Origin of the sequence: Phenylobacterium sp. LjRoot225, assembly GCF_964252855.1 — a bacterium.
Lineage (GTDB): Bacteria > Pseudomonadota > Alphaproteobacteria > Caulobacterales > Caulobacteraceae > Phenylobacterium.
On record NZ_CAXUPL020000004.1, the window covers coordinates 159,156 to 177,831 of the forward strand.

At 68.8% G+C, this 18,676-nt stretch carries 17 protein-coding genes; 6 read left to right on the forward strand and 11 right to left on the reverse strand.

The features are described 5' to 3' along the window. Positions 1-4: 4 nt before the first annotated feature. The 7 genes from ACSQ2B_RS20755 to ACSQ2B_RS20785 form a co-directional block, all read right to left on the reverse strand. Complete coding sequence (locus tag ACSQ2B_RS20755; protein ID WP_436052876.1) at positions 5-1,204, reverse strand: winged helix-turn-helix domain-containing protein; 1,200 nt, start codon at positions 1,202-1,204, stop codon at positions 5-7. Positions 1,205-1,354: 150 nt separating this feature from the next. After that, entirely contained in the window at positions 1,355-2,116 is a 762-nt protein-coding gene (locus ACSQ2B_RS20760) for a polyphosphate kinase 2 family protein (RefSeq protein ID WP_436053732.1), read from the reverse strand. 68 nt (positions 2,117-2,184) lie between these two features. Beyond that, the gene (locus ACSQ2B_RS20765) at positions 2,185-3,675 is read right to left on the reverse strand and encodes an ATP-binding protein (RefSeq protein WP_436052877.1); all 1,491 of its coding nucleotides are present in this window, start codon (positions 3,673-3,675) and stop codon (positions 2,185-2,187) included. Further along, on the reverse strand, positions 3,672-4,301 hold the full coding sequence (locus ACSQ2B_RS20770; protein ID WP_436052878.1) for a SpoIIE family protein phosphatase: 630 nt from the start codon (positions 4,299-4,301) through the stop codon (positions 3,672-3,674). The genes ACSQ2B_RS20765 and ACSQ2B_RS20770 overlap by 4 nt, the downstream gene beginning before the upstream one ends. 16 nt (positions 4,302-4,317) lie before the next feature. Further along, positions 4,318-4,719, reverse strand: coding sequence for an anti-sigma regulatory factor (locus ACSQ2B_RS20775; RefSeq protein ID WP_436052879.1), 402 nt, complete (start codon positions 4,717-4,719; stop codon positions 4,318-4,320). Further along, the gene (locus ACSQ2B_RS20780) at positions 4,709-5,083 is read right to left on the reverse strand and encodes an STAS domain-containing protein (protein WP_436052881.1); all 375 of its coding nucleotides are present in this window, start codon (positions 5,081-5,083) and stop codon (positions 4,709-4,711) included. Before ACSQ2B_RS20780 ends, ACSQ2B_RS20775 begins: the two co-directional genes overlap by 11 nt. A gap of 12 nt (positions 5,084-5,095) precedes the next feature. Next, positions 5,096-6,049 carry a protoglobin domain-containing protein gene (locus ACSQ2B_RS20785; protein WP_436052883.1) on the reverse strand — a complete coding sequence of 318 codons (954 nt, stop codon included), beginning with the start codon at positions 6,047-6,049 and terminating at the stop codon, positions 5,096-5,098. Between the two features lie 269 nt (positions 6,050-6,318). On the opposite strand from ACSQ2B_RS20785, the gene ACSQ2B_RS20790 reads away from it, so the two are divergent. Together ACSQ2B_RS20790 and ACSQ2B_RS20795 are read left to right on the forward strand one after the other, a co-directional pair. After that, positions 6,319-7,041 carry a 16S rRNA (uracil(1498)-N(3))-methyltransferase gene (locus tag ACSQ2B_RS20790; RefSeq protein ID WP_436052884.1) on the forward strand — a complete coding sequence of 241 codons (723 nt, stop codon included), beginning with the start codon at positions 6,319-6,321 and terminating at the stop codon, positions 7,039-7,041. Positions 7,042-7,155: 114 nt separating this feature from the next. Next, the gene (locus ACSQ2B_RS20795) at positions 7,156-8,511 is read left to right on the forward strand and encodes a glutamate--cysteine ligase (RefSeq protein ID WP_436052886.1); all 1,356 of its coding nucleotides are present in this window, start codon (positions 7,156-7,158) and stop codon (positions 8,509-8,511) included. Here the strand turns inward: ACSQ2B_RS20795 and ACSQ2B_RS20800 are convergent. The 3 genes from ACSQ2B_RS20800 to ACSQ2B_RS20810 all read right to left on the reverse strand — a co-directional run bounded on the left by ACSQ2B_RS20800 (position 8,505) and on the right by ACSQ2B_RS20810 (position 10,984). Next, the gene (locus ACSQ2B_RS20800; RefSeq protein WP_436052888.1) at positions 8,505-9,452 is read right to left on the reverse strand and encodes a DUF808 domain-containing protein; all 948 of its coding nucleotides are present in this window, start codon (positions 9,450-9,452) and stop codon (positions 8,505-8,507) included. The two genes, ACSQ2B_RS20795 and ACSQ2B_RS20800, sit on opposite strands and share 7 nt — an antisense overlap. A 25-nt stretch (positions 9,453-9,477) precedes the next feature. Beyond that, positions 9,478-10,329 (reverse strand): alpha/beta fold hydrolase, encoded by an 852-nt coding sequence (locus ACSQ2B_RS20805; protein WP_436052890.1) that lies wholly within the window; start codon positions 10,327-10,329, stop codon positions 9,478-9,480. Between the two features lie 100 nt (positions 10,330-10,429). Beyond that, positions 10,430-10,984, reverse strand: a complete 555-nt coding sequence (locus tag ACSQ2B_RS20810; RefSeq protein WP_436052892.1) for a DUF427 domain-containing protein — start codon at positions 10,982-10,984, stop codon at positions 10,430-10,432. 172 nt (positions 10,985-11,156) lie between these two features. On the opposite strand from ACSQ2B_RS20810, the gene ACSQ2B_RS20815 reads away from it, so the two are divergent. Further along, the gene (locus ACSQ2B_RS20815; RefSeq protein WP_436052893.1) at positions 11,157-13,013 is read left to right on the forward strand and encodes a peptide MFS transporter; all 1,857 of its coding nucleotides are present in this window, start codon (positions 11,157-11,159) and stop codon (positions 13,011-13,013) included. 169 nt (positions 13,014-13,182) lie between these two features. Here the strand turns inward: ACSQ2B_RS20815 and tldD are convergent, their stop codons facing one another. Beyond that, positions 13,183-14,613: a metalloprotease TldD gene (tldD, locus tag ACSQ2B_RS20820; RefSeq protein ID WP_436052895.1), complete on the reverse strand. Its 1,431-nt coding sequence runs from the start codon at positions 14,611-14,613 to the stop codon at positions 13,183-13,185. Positions 14,614-14,991: 378 nt separating this feature from the next. Between tldD and coxB the strand changes: the two genes are divergently transcribed. The 3 genes from coxB (at position 14,992) to ACSQ2B_RS20835 (ending at position 18,671) form a co-directional block, all read left to right on the forward strand. Continuing rightward, positions 14,992-15,936 carry a cytochrome c oxidase subunit II gene (gene coxB, locus ACSQ2B_RS20825; RefSeq protein ID WP_436052897.1) on the forward strand — a complete coding sequence of 315 codons (945 nt, stop codon included), beginning with the start codon at positions 14,992-14,994 and terminating at the stop codon, positions 15,934-15,936. Positions 15,937-15,953: 17 nt separating this feature from the next. Continuing rightward, on the forward strand, positions 15,954-17,615 hold the full coding sequence (ctaD, locus tag ACSQ2B_RS20830; protein WP_436052899.1) for a cytochrome c oxidase subunit I: 1,662 nt from the start codon (positions 15,954-15,956) through the stop codon (positions 17,613-17,615). 84 nt (positions 17,616-17,699) lie between these two features. Beyond that, on the forward strand, positions 17,700-18,671 hold the full coding sequence (locus ACSQ2B_RS20835) for a heme o synthase (protein ID WP_436052901.1): 972 nt from the start codon (positions 17,700-17,702) through the stop codon (positions 18,669-18,671). The last annotated feature ends 5 nt before the right edge of the window (positions 18,672-18,676 follow it).

Sequence of the window (18,676 nt, forward strand, 5' to 3'; positions counted from 1 at the left end):
GGCCTCAAAGCTCAGCCGCCAAGGCCTCGGCCAGATCGCCCCGGGGCGCGACGGCGACCCGCTCCAGCCCCAGCCAGCCGGCCATCCGTTCCAGCTCGGCCGCGAGCCGGCCGGCTGTCTCGGCCATCGCCCAGGGTTCGGCGTGGCTGGCCAGGACCCGCAAGGTCCCGGCCTTGCGATCGGCCTTCAGGTCCACCCGGGCGGTCAGGGCGTCGTCCTCCAGGAAGGGCAGGACGTAGTAGCCGTGGGTGCGCTTGTGGGCCGGGGTGTATATCTCCAGCCGCACGCGGACGCCGAACATCCGCTCTGTGCGTTCGCGGAACCAGATGGCGTTGTCGAAGGGCGAGAGCAGGGCCGCCGTCGCGATGCGCCTGGGCCGGCGCGCGGCGGGATCGAGATAGGCGGTCTCGCGCCAGCCTTTCACCGCCACGGGGACAAGCTCGCCGGCCTCGACCAGCTCGGCCAGCCGGGCGCGGGCCTCGGCCACGCCCATGCGGAAATAGTCGCGCAGGTCGCGCTCGGTGGCGACGCCCATGGCGCGGGCGGCGATCCGTAGCAGGGCGCGCTGGGCCTCGTCGCGCGGCGGCGTCGGCGTGTTGAGGACGGCGTTCGGCAGGACCTTGTCCGGCAGGCCGTAGACCCGCTCGAAGGTCCCGCGCCGGGTGGCGGTGGTCAGCTCGCCGGTCCAGAACAGGCCTTCCAGCGCCCGCTTGGCCTCGCTCCAACCCCACCAGCCGCCGGCGCCGCGATCGCCCAGCTCCAGCTCCGAGGCGGCCAGCGGCCCCCGCGCGCGGATCTCGTCCAGGGCGCGATCGACCACGTCGCGCCGCTCGCGCAGGAAGCGCGCCACGCCCTTCCACACCCCGACCCCGTCATGGGCGTCGGCCATCCGCCAGCGGAGCAGGGGCTGGGACGAGAGCGGCAGCAGGCTCGCCTCATGCGCCCAGTATTCGAACAGCGCCGGCCTGCGGCTCCAGGCGACCTCGTCGAGCAGGGCGCGCGGATAGGCGCCCAGGCGCGAGAAGGCCGGCAGGTAGTGGGTGCGCGAGACCACGTTGACGGAGTCGATCTGGACGACGCCGAGGCGCTCGATGGTCTTCAGCAGCTGGCGCCTGGCGACCTCTCCCTCAGGCCGCGCCGCGCCGAAGCCCTGCGCGGCCAGGGCGATGCGGCGGACCTCGGGCGCCGAGAGCGTGTCCTTCACGGACGTTCTCATCCGCTCGTCCCCGCGAAAGCGGGGATCCAGGTGTTTTTGTGCTTCGGCATGACCGGAACCCTGGTCGGGCGAGCCCAGGCTCGGCAACAGAAAAAGCCTGGGTCCACGCTTTCGCGGGGAAGAGCGGAGTTTAGAAGCTCACCGCTCCAGCCGTCCGTCTTTCAGCGCTGCGCTGTCGAAGGGGAAGAGGAGCGCCGGGTCGGCGGGGGGGACGGTGGCGGCGAGCTTGGGCGGCGCCAGGGTGTGGGCCAGGTGGCTGAGGATGGCGAGCCGCGCCTTGTGCTTGCGGTCGGACCGCACGCAGATCCAGGGCGACAGCGCTGTCGAGGTGCGCTGGAGCATCAGGTCGCGCGCCTTGGTGTAGTCGTCCCACTTCTCCTGGGCGGCGGCGTCCAGCGGCGAGCTCTTCAGGATTTTCAGCGGATCGTCGCGGCGCTCCTTGAGCCGCGTGGCCTGTTCGTCCTTGGAGACGTCGAGCCAGAGCTTGACGATCGTCAGTCCGCCCTCGATCAGCATCGCCTCGACCGTCGGCGCCTCGCGCAGGAAGATCTCCTGCTCCTGGGGCGTGGAGAAGCCCATCACCCGCTCGACCCCGGCGCGGTTGTACCAGGAGCGGTTGAAGATCGCCGTCTCGCCGGAGGCGGGCAGGTGCGGCATGTAGCGTTGGAAGTACCACTGGCTCCGCTCGCGGTCGGAGGGCTTGGCCAGGGCCACCACCTTGGTGTTGCGCACCGACAGGTGCTCGGTCAGCACCCGGATCGCCCCGTCCTTGCCGGCGGCGTCGCGGCCTTCGAAGATGATCAGCACCTTCTCGCCGGTTTCCATGGATTGCTGCTGCCATTTCACCAGCGCCAGCTGGCGGGCCTCAAGTTCGGGATCGTCGTCGTGATTGTTGGACATGGCTGAAGTGTAACGCGCGACGGGCGCAAGGATCACGCCCATCCTTTCGTCATGGCCGGGCGCCGCCCCTATGCGGCGAGCAGCATCGCGCTGATGCGATTGCACAACTCGTTCGAACGGTAGGGCTTGCCGATGATCTGGAAACCCTGGCCCTCGGCGTCGCTCAGGGCGTCGCTGTAGCCGGTGGCCAGCAGCACCGGCATATCCGGATGCTCGAGGGTGACCTGGGCGGCGAGGTCCAGGCCGTTCATCCCGTCCGGCATGACGATGTCGGAGAAGAGGATGTCGACCTTTTCGCCGCGCCGAAGGAGGTCCAGCGCCCCCTGGGCGCGATGGACAAGCCGAACCTCATAGCCGCTGTTGGCCAGAATCGTCGCCGCCACCTCGGCGACGTCGACGTCGTCCTCGACGATCAGGACCGTTCCCAGGGATTCGCGCCGTCCCGGCTCTTCGGCCCCGGCCTCGGCGTCGCCCAGGGCGGGCAGATAGAGCCGGACGGTCGTGCCGCGCCCCATCTGGCTCTCGATGTCCACGGCGCCGCCAGCCTGGTGAGCGAACCCGTGCACCTGGCTGAGGCCAAGTCCCGTTCCGACACCGACGGGCTTGGTGGTGAAGAAGGGATCGAACACCTTGGATAGCAGTTCGGGCGCAATGCCCTCGCCGGTGTCGGAAACCTCGATGGCCAGATAGCTCCCGTCGATGCCGAGCCGCTCGTCGCGGATCTCCCGGTTGACGGCGGCGACGCGCAGGCGGCCGCCGCCCGTCATGGCGTCGCGCGCATTGAAACACAGGTTGAAGAGGGCCAGCTCGAGCTCCGCCGCATCCACCTTGACGGGCCAGAGACCCTGCGGAAACTCGAACTCGACCGAAACCTCGGCGCCGAGGGAGCCGGCGATCAGCGCGGACAGGTCAGGAAGGCGCGTGTCGGGCTCGAATCGATCCGGCTTCAGGTGCTGCCGTCCGGAGAAGGTGAGCAACTGCCTTGTCACCCTGGCGCCGCGCTCCGCCGCCTCGGTCGCGGCCGCGAGGCGCTTGTCGCGGAGCTCGGGACCAAGGTCGCGGCGCTGAACGATGTCGAGATTGCCCAGGATCACGGTGAGCAGGTTGTTGAAATGGTGCGCGACGCCGCCAGCCAGACGGCCCACGGCCTGAAGCTTCTGAGCCTGCCGCAGCGTCTCCTCGACCCGCTCGCGCCCTGCCGTCTCGGCCTTTAGCCGGGTGTTGGCCTCTTGCAATTCGGCGTTCACGATCGCCAGTTCGGCGTTGGAGTCCCGCACGCCGCGAAGCGCCATCTCGAAGGGCGCTAGGCATTCGGCCAGGAAGGCCGAAGCGCGCCGCAGGCTCGGATATCCCGTCGCCGCCTCGGCCTTCGGATCTGCGTCCAGACCGATCAGCGCGTCGCGGTGCAGGCGCACGATGTCGAGCACGCTGTAGTTCTCGTCGAGCGCTCTGCGACCGATCAGATAGGCGCTGTGCAGCCAGCGCTCATCGTTTTCGCCGCCTTCTCCGCGCAGCATCGCCTCGTAGTCGGCGGGCAGGCTGTTCATCAGGTTGTTCATGATGGCGTCCCAAGATCCCGGCCCGGATGCCGGCCGAGATACCGGACGACGAGCACCAAGGCGTCGTCGGTCGATTTGCCGTGATCGGCGATGATGTCGTCTGCGATCGTCTGGGGGGTGCGGCCGTCCGCGACCGTGGCGGTGAAACCATGGCGCACCCCGTCCGTCGCGAAGATCAGGATGTCGCCGGTCGCGACAGGCCAGGCGGCCACTCGCGGCTCCTGCGCCTGATAGCCGACGACGCCGTTGCGGGGCAGAATCGACTGACGCGCATCCTTCGATGTGTCCCAGGCGCGCAGAAGAACACCTTCGACATTCCCCACCCCCGCCCAGGTGACGACGCCACGCGCCGCGTCGAACGATGCCAGGCTAAGGACGGCGCCGCGTGTGCTCTTGAGTTCTTCGTGGCACAGTTGGATGAGGTCCGCGACGGGCGCGTCGGGCCGCAGCGACAGCACGGCGGCGGCGGCTTCCGCGGCTTCCGCGGCCTGGGGACCGTGTCCCAGACCGTCGATCACTGCGGCCAGCGCGCCCCCCTCGAACGGCGCCACCAGATGCCGGTCACCCGATATCGGCTGACCGGCCAGCGCGCGGCCGGCCACCGCCCATTCGACGATGTCGCTCACGGCTGCTCCGCCGGTCTCATCGCGACCACTTGGTCATCGTCACCGTGACCCCGTTGCCCGGCTCGGAGACGATCTCGAACTCGTCCATCAGCCGTCTGGCGCCGGGCAGACCCAGCCCCAGGCTCTTGCCGGTCGAGAAGCCGTCGCGCATGGCCATGGCGATATCGGCTATGCCCGGTCCCTGGTCGCTGGCGATCACGATCACGCCGCGCCGGTGACCGTTCTGGGCGATCTTCAGCACGATCTCGCCGCGCTTGGCGTAGACGACGATGTTGCGGGCGATTTCCGAGATCGCCGTGGCGACCACCGTGAGGTCGCTGCCCGAGATCCCGGCCAGGACAGCCAGTTCCCGCCCCTTCTGGCGGGCGGTGACGACGTCGGCGTCGCGGTCGACGCGCAGGCGGGCCTCATCGGTCATCCGAGCCGCCTTCCAGCCCCAGGTCGGTGAGCATCTCCAGGCCCTCCTCCAGATCAAGGGCGGTGGATATCGTTCCAAGGCCCAGGCCCAGCTGCACCATAGAGAAGGCCACGTCCGGCTGAATGCCGACGATGACGGTGCGCGCGCCGCGCAGCCGGGTCGCCTCGGCGATGTTTCGCAGCATGCGGGCGGCGAAGGAGTCCATCACGTCCAGGGCGGTGACGTCGATGATCACGCCTTGCGCGCGGAACCGGCCGACCCTGGCCGTCAGCTCGTCCTTCAGCTCGCTGAGGTCATGGTCGGTCAACGCGACCTGGATGGAGGCGATCAGGACCTTGCCTTGTTTGAGGATGGGAACTGTCACGGCCCTGGACCATCACGCCAAGGTGCGGGCCGCGGACGGGGGGCCGATACGAACGAACTCGTAACCCAGCAGCCGCTCGGCCAGTTCGAGACCGCCTTGCAGGTCGCCGACGGCGTTGAGCTTGGTCAGATCGACGCCCAGGGTCACCAGCGACTGGGCGACCTCGCCGGACAGCCCCGTGATGATCACCTCGGCGCCCATCAGCCGGGAGGCCGCGATGGTCTGCAGCAGATGGTTGGCGACCTGGGAGTCCACCGTCGCCACCCCGGTGACGTCCATCACCACGACCTTGGCCCGATTGTCGCGGATCGCCCGCAGCAGGCCTTCCGTGAGTTGTCGGGCGCGATGGGTGTCGAGCACGCCGATGATCGGCAGGATCAGCAGGCGATCGCGAATCTGCAACGCCGGCGTCGACAGCTCGCGTATGGCCTCCTGTTGCTGGGCGATGGTGCTCTCGCGGTCGGCGATCAGCACATCGACGATGATCGCGAGGTCAAAAAACAGCACCTTTTCCAGGGACGACAGGCGATCGAACGCCGGCGTCGACGCCTCGCCCACGGCCATGATCCGGGCGCCGAGCGATCGCAGCACGGCGTGGAAGCCGCCCAGGAACATCCGCGCATCCAGTCCGGCCCGGCTGTACATGATGCCGAGGGTGACGCGCTGTTCGACGTAGTCCTTGCCGTACTCGCCGCCGACCATGGCGATCAGATGATCGCGCTTCAGGCGGACGCCTTCACTGCGCATCTCCCGTCCTGCAAACAGGCCGCGGGCCTCGGGCAGCGCGTCGAGATAGCTGAAAAACGCTTCGACGTGTTCGTCGAGGTGCTGGAGCACACCACCTTTCAAGTCGGCGATATGCTCCAAGTCGAGCGGCTGGAGATTTACAAATCGCCGCCGACGTTCGACGTCGTAATCCAGGACCTGGCGAAGATGTGCATCTGAACGTGCATGAATTTCGAGCATGTTTTTCCTCAGTCCCCGACGCTACAACTATAGGTAAGTGTCGAGAAGAACTATCTCGGAAAGGTCGAAATTGCCGCAGCCGCGAGCAATTGTTCGTCAGAATCATCGTTCGTTTCTGAAGACTCCCGCTGCGCCACTGTCTAGCTGGTCCGCCTCGACCTCCCCTCGCCCGCAGGGCGGCCTCAGGCGCGCTGGAGTTCGCCATCGATCGCCATGTCGCGCTTCACGGCCGGAGATGACGACCTGAAGAAAGCCGCTAAAACCTTCCCATGATCCGCCTTTTCGTCCCGCACGACCTCGCTTCCGGCGCCGGACTGGCGCTGGACGAGGGACAGAGCCGCTATCTCGCCGCGGTCATGCGGCTCTCGCCCGGCGATGAGCTGCTGGTGTTCAACGGCCGCGACGGGGAGTGGCGGGCCCAGGTCGCCAGCGTCGGCAAGCGGGCGGTGACCGTGGCGGTCGAGGCCCAGGCGCGGCCGCAGGCGACGGGTCCGGACCTCGACCTGGTCATCGCGCTCGTCAAACGCGCCCGGCTGGAGACCATCGTCGAGAAGGCGGCCGAGCTGGGCGCCAGACGGGTCCAGCCCGTGATCACCGAACGCACCAACGCCGACCACACCCGGGTCGACCGGCTGCGGGCCATCGCCGTCGAGGCCTCCGAGCAGACCGGCCGGCTGGACGTTCCCGAGGTGCTGAAGCCGGTGCGGCTGGAGAAGCTGATCGGCGGCTGGCAGGCCGGCCGCCAGCTGCTGTTCTGCGACGAGGCCGGCGACGCCGCCCCGGCGCTGGCGGCGCTGAAAGGCCAGCGGGACGCCCCCTGGGCCATCCTGATCGGTCCGGAAGGCGGGTTTTCGCCGAAGGAGCGCGAGATGCTGCGGGCGCAGACCTTCGCGACGCCGGCGACATTGGGGCCGAGGATCCTGCGCGCCGACACCGCCGCGATCAGCGCGCTGACGCTGTGGCAGGCGGCGCTTGGCGACTGGTCCAGCTGAAGAGCGGGGCGCCCTTGAGCTGCGACAGTTTGCACCCATCTCACAGATGCGCGTAAAGATCGCCGCCGCGCGGGGGCTCGCCCGCCGACAGTTAATTCGGGCTGGAGAGCTTCATTGGCCGACACTGCTTGCCAGGACCGCCCGCTGGTCTTCGAAGACCTGGTTCGCTGGTTCGAGGTCGGCGCCAAGCCCGCGTCCGAGTGGCGCGTCGGCGCCGAGCACGAGAAGTTCGTCTTTCAACTGGGCACGCACAAGCCGGTCCCTTACGAGCCCTCCGGCATCAAGGACCTGCTCGACGGTCTGACCCGGTATGGCTGGCAGCCGGTCTATGAAGGCGAGCACGTCATCGCCCTGGAGCGCGGCAAGGCCAACGTCAGCCTGGAGCCGGGCGGCCAGTTCGAGCTCTCCGGCGCGCCGCTCGAGACCATCCACGAGATCTGCGAGGAGACCGGCGGCCACCTGCAGGAGGTCAAGGTCGTGGCCGATGAGCTCGGCCTGGGCTTCCTCGGCCTAGGGTTCACCCCCGTCTGGCGGCGGGACGAGATCCCGGTGATGCCCAAGGGCCGCTACAAGATCATGCGCGAGTACATGCCCAAGGTCGGCGGCATGGGGCTCGACATGATGTTCCGCACCTGCACGGTGCAGGCCAACCTCGACTTCGGCTCGGAAGCCGACATGGTCGCCAAGTTCCGCACCAGCCTGGCGCTGCAGCCGATCGCCACCGCCCTGTTCGCCAATTCGCCCTTCGTCGAGGGCAAGCCGACCGGCCTGCTCTCCAGCCGCGCCAATGTCTGGACCGACACCGATCCCGACCGCACCGGCATGCTGGACTTCGTGTTCCGCGACGGCTTCACCTTCGAGACCTACGCCCGCTACGCGCTCGACGTGCCGATGTATTTCGTCAAGCGCGACGGCAGGTACATCGACGCCTCCGGCCAGTCCTTCCGCGACTTCATGGACGGCAAGCTGCCGGCGCTGCCCGGCGAGCGGCCGACGATCAAGGACTGGGCCGACCACACCACCACCATCTTCCCGGAAGTCCGACTGAAGCAGTACCTGGAGATGCGCGGCGCCGACTCCGGTCCGTGGAGCCGCCTCTGCGCCCTGCCGGCGCTGTGGATGGGCGTGCTCTACGATTCCGCCTCGCTCGCCGCCGCCTGGGACCTCTGCAAGGACTGGGCGATCGAGGACCACGAGCGCCTGCGCGCCGACGTGGCGCGGCTCGGCCTCAAGGCCGAGATCGCCGGTCGCACCGTGCAGGACGTCGCCAAGGACATGCTGGCCATCGCCCGCGAGGGGCTGAAGCGCCGCAACCGCCTCTCCGGCGGCCTGGTCGACGAGAGCGGCTATCTGGGCGAGCTGCACGAGATCGCCGACAGCGGGATCACCCCGGCCGAACGCCTGCTCGAACTCTACAACGGCCCCTGGGCCGGCGACGCCGGCAAGGTCTTCGAGGCCTTCGCCTATTGAGCTTGCGCGTGCGCCCTTCGCGGGATGACGTGAAGAGCGCCGGCGACGATCCCCCCGACCAGGAAACCGACCAGGGCGCAGCTTGTCGCGAACACCAGCCAGCCGGTGATCGCGCCCACCGCCGGCGCGCCTTCCGCCCAGTGTTGCAGGCCGTGGATCAGCTGCGGCACGGGGCTCAGGTGATAGTGCTCCAGTCCGTGCACGATGATGCCGCCGCCGACCCACAGCATGGCGGCTGTGCCGACGAGGGTCAGGCCTGAGAGCAGAGGCGGCATGGCCTTGACCAGCCCGCGGCCGAAGGCGCGCACGGCGCGGGCTTTCCGTTGGGCCAGGTGCAGGCCGATGTCGTCCATCTTCACGATGAAGCCCACCACGCCATAGACGCCGACGGTGATCAGAAAGCCCACGACCGCGAGCGATGCGGCCTGGATCGCCAGCGGCCGCTCGGACACGGTGGCGAGCGAGATGGCCATGATCTCGGCCGAGAGGATCAGGTCGGTGCGAATCGCGCCGGACACCTTCTGGCGTTCGACCTCCTTGGAGCTGAGGGCCAGCTCGGCCGGAGCCACGTCGTCCTCCGGCCCATGGGCGATCGCCTCGATCACCTTCTCGGCCGCCTCGAAGCAGAGATAGGTCCCGCCGAGCATCAGCAGCGGCGTCACCGCCCAGGGGGCGAAGGCGCTGAGCAGCAGGGCGCCCGGCAGCAGAATGAGGAATTTGTTGCGCAGCGAGCCCATCGCGATCTTCCAGACGATCGGCAGCTCGCGCTCCGGCGTGAAGCCGACGGCGTAGCCGGGCGTCACCGCCGTGTCGTCGATCACTACGCCGACCGCCTTGGAGCTGGCCTTCCCCGCCGCGCCCGTGACGTCGTCCAGGGAGGCGGCCGCCAGCTTGGCGATGCCGGCGATGTCGTCGAGCAGTGCGGCGAGACCCGAGGCCATAACGTTCCTTCGTTGCGGGCGCGGATCAGCAAACGCGCGGGCTGGCGATGAACGCCAGGATGGCGGGCGCCAGCAAGGGGTAAAGCTCGAAAACCGTCCCGGGCGCGCGGCCGGTGAACCGGTCCATCCAGGTTTCCGGCGGCCAGGCGGAGGGCAGGAGGCTCGCACCGGGGATCAGCCTGGCCAGCGCCTGGGAGACCGCGGCCGGGTGGATGTCGTCGCCGCCTTCGAAGATCAGGGCGGGGAGCGCCAGCCTCTCGAGGTCCGCATCGGCGACGCCGGCCAGGGCCGCGTCGTCGCGATAGTAGAAGAAGCCGTTCCAGCGCTTGAGCGTGGCGATGAAGGCGCCCGGCTGGAGCGCCAGCAGGCGCTCGCGATTGGCCGGGTTGGCGGCGATCCGCTCGGCGAAGAAAGGCGTCTTGGCGATCGCCGGCATGCCGCCGCGCTCGGCCGCCATGATGTAGGGCACATGGTACTGGAAGCCGAGGAATTGGCAGGCGTACCGCCCGCCGGACGCTGACCAGAGGATCAGTCCCTTAGCGACGTCGGGACGGCGAAGCATCGTCAGCACGGACACCCGGCATCCCGCCGATCCGCCCGCCAGCCAGGCCGGTCCCTCGCCCAGGTGGTCGAGGAGGTCGGCGAGGTCGTCGGCCCAGATCTCCTGTTCGGAGCCCTCGCCGCCGAAGAAGACGTCGCTCGCGCCGGTGTTGCGCCGATCCCAGGTCAGCACGCGGGCCTTCACTGCAAGCGCCTCGGCCAGAGCCGTCACCGCCGCGCCCGCTTCGCGGCCGCCGGGCGTAAGCGCGATCAGCGGGCCCTCGCCGCGCAGTTGGTAGGCCAGGCGACAGCCGTCGCGGGTCGTGAAACTGGCCATGCCGCAGCCTCCGCCTTCACCGGCGAGGGCTACCGCATTTGACTAGGGCTCGTCATCCCGGGCGGGGATTTCGATGATGGCGTAAGGCGCGAGACCGCGCCTACCGCGCCCCGCCCTGGTCGGGCCCCGAGACGTTCGGGGGCCAGTGCTCGCCCTGGCTGGCGCCGCTCCCTGAGTCCGTGTGCCGGACGATCTCGTCGATCTCGTCGATCTCATCGCTATCGTCGACCTCGGCGACCTCCTCGCGGGCCGTCACCTCGGCGGCGCGCTCGCGAGGGTGCGGGTTCACCGCCGCATCGTCGATGTCGTAGACCTCCACCCGGCCCGGATAGAAGGCGAGGCGTTCGCGGATCGGGCTCATCGCCTCGAACGGGCTCTCGTAGGACCAGGCCACGTTCTCGGCGATCTCGCCGTCGAGGGTCAGGGTGTAGTGGGCGGCGTCGCCCTTGTAGGGGCAGTGGGTTTGGTGGGCGGTGCGGCCCATATATTCCACGCTCACGTCGTGGCGCGGGAAGTAGACGACCGGCGCCAGGTCGGCTTCGCGCAGGATCAGCGCGTCGTTGGTGTCGGCGATGACGTGGCCGTTGAAATAGGCGCGCCAGCGCCGCGCGCTGGGCTCGAGCGTAATCGGATGGTCGGGGCCGGGGGTCAGCATGGCGGTGGTTCTCCTCGTCAGCCTCAACGTCTGGGGCGGCGGGCGGGCTCCCGTACACCGAATGTTACGTCTTGTGACGTCGACGAGCCCGTGATTTTCTGCGCCGCTTCGAGGGCCGCGCCCAAGCGGGTAGGCTTGCCGCAGCGCCCGCATCCGCAGGACCCCATTCGAGATGGATATCGTCTTCGTCGTCGGCCTCGTGGTCACCCTGGCCACCGCCGTCCCCGTGGCCCTGCAGCTGCGACGACATCCGCGCGGGCTGGCCATCCTGTTCTTCACCGAGATGTGGGAGCGGTTCTCCTACTACGGCATGCGCGGCCTGCTGATCTTCTTCCTGACCCAGCAGTTCCTGATGGACGACAAGGCCGCCAACGCCGGCTACGGCGCCTATACCGCCCTGGTCTATCTGATGCCGCTGATCGGCGGGGTCGTCGCCGACCGGCTGCTGGGGACGAGGAAGGCGGTGGCCTTCGGCGCCCTGCTGCTGGTCGCCGGCCATCTGACCATGGCCTTCGAAGGCCGGCCCGCCGTCCAGCTGCTGACCTACCAGGGCGCGACCTACGAGTTCGTCGCCGAGGGCCGAGGCGAGGATCGCCACGTGCGGCTGAAGGTCGGCGAGGGCGTCTACGCCTATGCGGCGACGCCCGAGGGCGGCCTGGCGGTGAAGGACCTGCCCGCCGCCGCGCCCCTGCCGTCGGTCCTGCCGAAGGGCGCCTTCGAGCTCAGCGTCCGCGACGACACTCCGATCTTCCGCAACGTCATGTACCTGGCGCTGGCCCTGATCATCATGGGGGTGGGCTTTCTGAAGGCCAACATCTCCTCGATCGTCGGCCAGCTCTATCCGCAGGACGACCCGCGGCGGGACGCCGGCTTCACCCTCTACTATTTCGGCATCAACATCGGCGCCTTCTGGGCGGCGATCGCCTGCGGCTGGCTGGGCCAGAGCATCGGCTGGTGGGCGGGCTTCGGCGCGGCCGGGGTCGGCATGCTGCTGGGCTACGTCGTCTTCCTCTGGGGACAGCCGCTGCTGGCCGGACACGGCGGCCCGCCCGATCCCGAGCGGCTGAAGCGGCCGCTGGTCGGCCGGCTCAGCACCGAGCATGGCGTCTATCTGCTGGCCCTGCTCGGCGTCGGCGTCATCTATTTCGTCGTGCAGCGCAGCAGCGTCGTCGGCGGCATGCTGGCGGCCGGCGCCGTCCTCGTGCTGGGCTATCTGGTCTGGCACATGGTCACCCAGTGCGACCGGGTGGAGCGGCAGCGGCTGATGCTGGCCCTGGTGCTGGTCGCCGCCTCGGTGGTGTTCTGGGCGCTCTATGAGCAGGGCGGCTCCTCGCTCAACCAGTTCGCCGAGCGCAACGTCGACCTCAGCCTCTGGGCGGGCCAGTCGATGACGCCGGCCCAGGCCCAGGCCTTCCAGGGCGGCGGCATCCTCATCCTGGCGCCCATCATGGCGGCGCTGTGGGCCTGGCTCGGCCGGCTCGGGCGCGACCCGAATCCCGTCGCCAAGTTCGCCGTGGGCCTGATGATGGTCGGCGGCAGCTTCTTCGTGATCGTCTTCGGCGCGCGCTTCGCAGGTCCCGACTTTAAGACGCCGCTGCTCTATCTGGCGCTCGCCTACATGATCCAGACGACGGGGGAGCTGTTCCTGTCGCCGGTCGGCCTGTCGCAGATGACCAAGCTCGCGCCGCGGGCGCTGATCGCCACCCTGATGGCCACCTGGTTCCTCGGCACGGCGGGGGCCCAGTGGCTGGCGGCGCAGATCGCCACCCTCACCGCCGCGGACACCGTCGGCGGCCAGGTGCTCGACCCCGCCAGGTCGCTGGCCACCTACAATGAGGTGTTCACGAAGATCGGCCTCTTCGGCGTCGCCGCGGGGCTGCTGATGCTGGCGCTGTCGCCCTGGCTGAAACACTGGGCCCACGCGGTCCACGCCGGCCCGCCGCAGCAGCCGGAGCCGATCGCCCCGGTGCTGGACGGCGAGCGCCAGGCGGTGAACCCCGGCGCGATGCGGGCCGACCGGGAGGCTTGAGGGCGGCGCGGAACGCCCCCTCAGTCCAGTTTACCCCGGAGCGGACCGGCCAAGGGCCGGATCCGGGGCGACAGCTCCCCCGCATTGCGGTGGAGCATCTACGGTCCAGATCCTCCACCGCGCAGCGGGGGAGGTGGCTCGCGCAGCGAGACGGGGGGCGCTCCCCGCCCTACAGATTCGTCCCGCCGACGGTCAGGCCGGTGAGCTTCAGCGAGGGCTGACCGACGCCGACCGGCACGCTCTGGCCGGCCTTGCCGCAGCTGCCGATGCCCGGATCGAAGTCAAAGTCGTCGCCGATCATGGTCACCCGGGTCAGCGCCGAGGGGCCGTCGCCGATCAGGGTCGCGCCCTTCACCGGGGTGGTGACCTTGCCGTCCTCGATCAGATAGGCCTCGGTGCACTGGAAGACGAACTTGCCGTTGGTGATGTCCACCTGGCCGCCGCCGAAGTTGGCGCAGTAGAGGCCGCGTTTGGTGGAAGCAATCATTTCTTCCCGGGACGTATCGCCGCCGAGCATGCCGGTGTTGGTCATCCGCGGCATCGGCATGTGGGCGTAGGACTGGCGGCGCGCATTGCCGGTCGCCGCCAGGCCCATCAGCCGCGCGCTCATCCGGTCGTGCATATAGCCCACCAGGATGCCGTCCTCGATCAGGATGGTCCGCTCGGTCGGGGTGCCCTCGTCGTCGACCGTCAGCGAGCCGCGGCGGCCGGGGATGGTCCCGTCGTCGAAGACGGTGACGCCCGGCGCGGCCACCCGCTCGCCGATCCGGCCGGAGAAGGCCGAGGTGCCCTTGCGGTTGAAGTCGCCTTCCAGCCCGTGGCCGACCGCCTCGTGCAGCAGCACGCCGTTCCAGCCGGGCCCCAGCACCACGTCCATCTCGCCGGCGGGGCAGGGGACTGCGTCGAGGTTGACCAGGGCCTGGCGCAGCGCCTCCTCGACCTGCTCCTGCCAGCGCTCGGGCGTGATGAAGGTCTCGAAGCCGGTGCGGCCGCCGGCGCCGCTGGTGCCGGTCTCGCGCCGGCCGTCGCGCTCCACATTGATCTGCACATTGAGCCGGCACAGCGGGCGCACGTCGCGCACCAGCCGCCCGTCGGCGCGCAGGATCTCCACCGTGCGCCGCTCGCCGGCCATCGAGGCCATCACCTGCACCACGCGCGGGTCGCGCGCCCGGGCCCAGGCGTCGATCTCCTGCAACAGGGCGACCTTGTCGCCGAAATCGGGCGAGGAAAGCGGATTCTCCTCGCCGTAGAGCTTGGCGTTGGTGGCGCGGGGGCCTTCCGCCGCCACGCCGGCGTAGCCGCGCTTGGCCAGGGCCGCGGAATCCGCCGCGCGCCGGATGGCCGCCTCGGAGATCTCGCTGGCGTGGGCGTAGCCGGCGGTCTCGCCGGCGACGACCCGCAGGCCGAAGCCCTCGGTGGCGTCGTAGGCGGCGGACTTCAGCCGGCCGTCGTCGAACAGGAAGGATTCGCTTTCGGAGCGTTCGACGAACAGCTCGCCGTCGTCCGCGTCGGCGAGCGCTTCGCTCAGGATGCTGACGGCGCGCTCGGGGTCGACGCCGGCGGCGTCCAGGATCGAAGGGGCGGGGGCGTGGGCGTTCATGGCCTCAAGATAGGGAGAGCCCGGCCGCGCGTCACCTGCGACGTCAGCGCTTATCCTTGCGCGGAGGTTTCAGCGCCCGTCCTTCAGCGGATCCGGCCCCAGTTCGTGGCGCAGGGCCCCGGGGCGTCGCGACGCAAATGCGCTGCGGTCCTTCCCAACGGCGGGGCGAATCGCCAGCTCTTGCTCGTCGATCCGCTTCGTCGGGGCGAGGTTTGATCTAACTGAAGCAGGCGCCTTGGCAAGCTCCGGGGATGCGCGTATGCACGCCCGCTGAAGGGGCGGACCGGCGCAGCAACTGCGCCTGCGCGCGCTCATTCTGTCAGGCGGCGGGCTCGTCGGTTTCGCGAGACGCGGCCGCGCCAAGCAGACCGAGGGGACATGAAGTCGAGGTTTAAGGGGATGCGGGCGCTGGCGACCGGTGTCGCCGCGGGCGCAATGGCGGCGTTCTGGGGTGTTTCCGCCCTCGCCGAGGACCTGGTGGGCCAACCCACTCCGGGCGCGATCGACCTGCAGCCGGGGGTGACCCCGCTGCGTCACGACGCGATCTTTTTCCACAACGCGATCCTGATGCCGATCATCACGCTGATCGTGCTGCTGGTTCTGGGCCTGCTGATCTGGTGCATGGTCCGCTACAACAGCCGCGCCAACCCGACGCCGGCCAAGTGGAGCCACAACACCGTGGTCGAGGTCATCTGGACCCTCGCCCCGGTGCTGATCCTGGTCTTCATCTCGATCTTCTCGTTCAAGCTGCTCTTCGCCTACCACGACATGCCGAAGCCCGACCTGACCATCAAGGCGACGGGCTACCAGTGGTACTGGGGCTACGAATATCCGGACCAGAAGATCTCCGAATTCGTCTCCAACATGCTTCCCGAGGACCAGGCCAAGGCCAAGGGCGTGCCCTTCCGTCTGGCGGCGACCCAGCCGGTCGTGGTGCCGGTGAACGCCACCGTCCGCGTGCTGGTGACCGGCGCCGACGTGATCCACGCCTTCGCCGTGCCGTCCTTCGGCGTCATCACCGACGCCATTCCGGGCCGGGTGAACGAGACCTGGTTCAAGGCCGAAAAGGTCGGCGTCTACTATGGCCAGTGCCGCGAGCTCTGCGGCGTCGACCACGCCTTCATGCCGATCGAGGTTCACGTCGTGACCCAGCCGGAGTTCGACGCCTGGGTGGCCTCCAAGAACGGCACGACCGCTGCGGCGACGCCGACCACGGTCGCGGCCGCTGCAGCCGCTCCGACCAACCCCGCCACGCCCGCGCCGCAAGGCGCGCCGGCCGCGGCTGTCACGACCCCGGCGCCCGCTGCGCCGGCCGCGCACTGATCTAGGACAAGCGTACGATGGCAAACGCCGCCGCTCACGATCATGCCCATGGGCATGACCACGATCACAAGCCGGGCTTCTTCGCCCGCTGGTTCTTCTCGACCAACCACAAGGACATCGGCACCCTCTACCTGCTGTTCGCCATCATGGCGGGCCTGGTGGGCGGCGCGCTCTCCGGCCTGATCCGCTGGGAGCTGGCCGAGCCGGGCATTCAGGTCTTCGCTCCGGGCAGCCTGCTGGCCCAGATGGGCCTGATCGAGGCCTCGAAGCACGGCTATAACGCCGTGGTCACCGCCCACGCCCTGATCATGATCTTCTTCATGGTCATGCCGGCGATGATCGGCGGCTTCGGCAACTGGTTCGTGCCGCTGATGATCGGCGCGCCGGACATGGCCTTCCCGCGGATGAACAACATCTCCTTCTGGCTGCTGGTCGCGGCCTGGGTGCTGCTGGTCACCTCGATGTTCGTCGACGGCGGCCCGGGCAAGGGCTTCGGCGGCGGCTGGACGGCCTATCCGCCGCTCTCGACCACCGGCCACGCAGGCCCGGCTCTGGACTGCGCCATCCTCTCGCTCCACCTGGCCGGCGCCAGCTCGATCCTGGGCGCCATCAACTTCATCACCACCATCTTCAACATGCGCGCGCCGGGCATGACCCTGCACCGGATGCCGCTGTTCGTCTGGTCGGTGCTGGTGACCGTCTTCCTGCTGCTGCTGTCGCTGCCGGTCCTGGCGGGCGCCATCACCATGCTGCTGACGGACCGCAACTTCCACACTCACTTCTTCGACCCGGCCGGCGGCGGCGACCCCGTCATGTACCAGCATCTGTTCTGGTTCTTCGGCCACCCGGAAGTGTACATCCTGATCCTGCCGGGCTTCGGCATCATCAGCCACATCGTCTCGACCTTCTCGCGCAAGCCGGTGTTCGGCTACCTCGCGATGGCCTACGCCATGGTCGCCATCGGCTTCGTCGGCTTCCTCGTGTGGGCGCACCACATGTACACGGTCGGCATGAACATCAATCTGCGCGCCTACTTCGTGGCGGCCACCATGGTCATCGCGGTGCCGACGGGCGTGAAGATCTTCTCCTGGATCGCGACGATGTGGGGGGGCTCGATCGAGTTCAAGACGCCCATGCTGTGGGCGATCGGCTTCATCTTCCTGTTCACCGTCGGTGGCGTGACGGGCGTGGTCCTGGCCAACGCCGGCATCGACTACAGCCTGCACGACACCTATTACGTCGTGGCCCACTTCCACTACGTGCTGAGCCTCGGCGCCGTGTTCGCCATCTTTGCGGGCTTCTACTACTGGTTCGAGAAGATCTTCGGGGTGAAGTACCGCGAATGGCTGGGCGCGGCCCACTTCTGGGTGATGTTCGTGGGCGTGAACCTGGTGTTCTTCCCGCAGCACTTCCTGGGCCTGCAGGGCATGCCGCGCCGCTACATCGACTATCCGGAAGCCTTCACGCTCTGGAACAAGGTGTCGTCGATCGGCTACGCGATCACCGTCGTCGGCGTGCTGATCTTCCTGATCATGCTGGTCGAAGCGATGGTCTTCCGCCGCAAGGCCGAGGCCAATCCCTGGGGTGAAGGCGCGACCACGCTCGAGTGGACGCTGTCCTCGCCGCCGCCGTTCCACCAGTTCAACGAACTGCCCGTCGTCGAGCCCGAGGCGCACTAAGCCCCGATCTGCGGCAAGTCTTCGGGGGGCGTGCGCCGGAAACGGTGCGCGCCCCTCGCCCATTTCCGAGTATTCTCCATGGTCATGGCGACAGCCCCTTCCGACGCTCGCGCAGCCGCTCCCGCGCGGTGGCAGGACTTCATCCAGCTGCTGAAGCCGCGCGTGATGTCGCTCGTCGTGTTCACCGGCCTGACGGGCCTGGTGGCCTCCGGCCAGCCGATCAACCCGATCCTGGCCGCGGTGGCGATCCTCTGCATCGCCGTCGGCGCCGGCGCCTCGGGCGCGCTCAACATGTGGTACGACGCCGACATCGACGCGATGATGCGGCGCACGCGGGGCCGCCCGGTTCCTGCCGGACGCGTCCAGGGCGCCGACGCCGCGGGTCTCGGCGTGGTGCTCTCGCTGTTCTCGGTCATGCTGATGGGCATGGCGCTGAACTGGCTGGCGGCGGGCCTGCTGGCCTTCACCATCCTGTTCTACGTCGTGGTCTATACGATGTGGCTGAAGCGTTCGACGGCGCAGAACATCGTAATCGGCGGGCTGGCCGGCGCCCTGCCGCCGGTGATCGGCTGGGCCGCGGCGACCGGCGAGACGCCGCTGAACGCCTGGCTGCTGTGCGCGATCATCTTCATGTGGACCCCGCCGCACTTCTGGGCGCTGTCGCTCTATACGACCGAGGACTATGCCCGCGCCGGCGTGCCGATGATGCCGGTGGTCAAGGGCGCGGCCTTCACCCGCCGGCAGATCCTGATCTACAGCTGCCTGGTGACGCCCCTGGGCGTCGTCCCGGCCTTCACCGGCCTGGGCGGGATGGCCTATCTGGCGGTCTCGACGGTGGGCGGCCTGGTCTTCCTGCTGCTGGCCGTGCGCCTGTTCCGCAGCCACGCGGGCGAGAGCCCGGATCCGCGCATGGACGACGGTCTGTATGACGTCCGCGCCGGGGCCAAGGATGCGCGCAATCTTTTCGCCTTCTCGATCCTCTACGTCACCCTGCTGTTCGCCACCCTGCTGGTGGAGCATCTGGCCGGGCTGGCGGCCCTGAACCTGTGGAACTGAGAGCT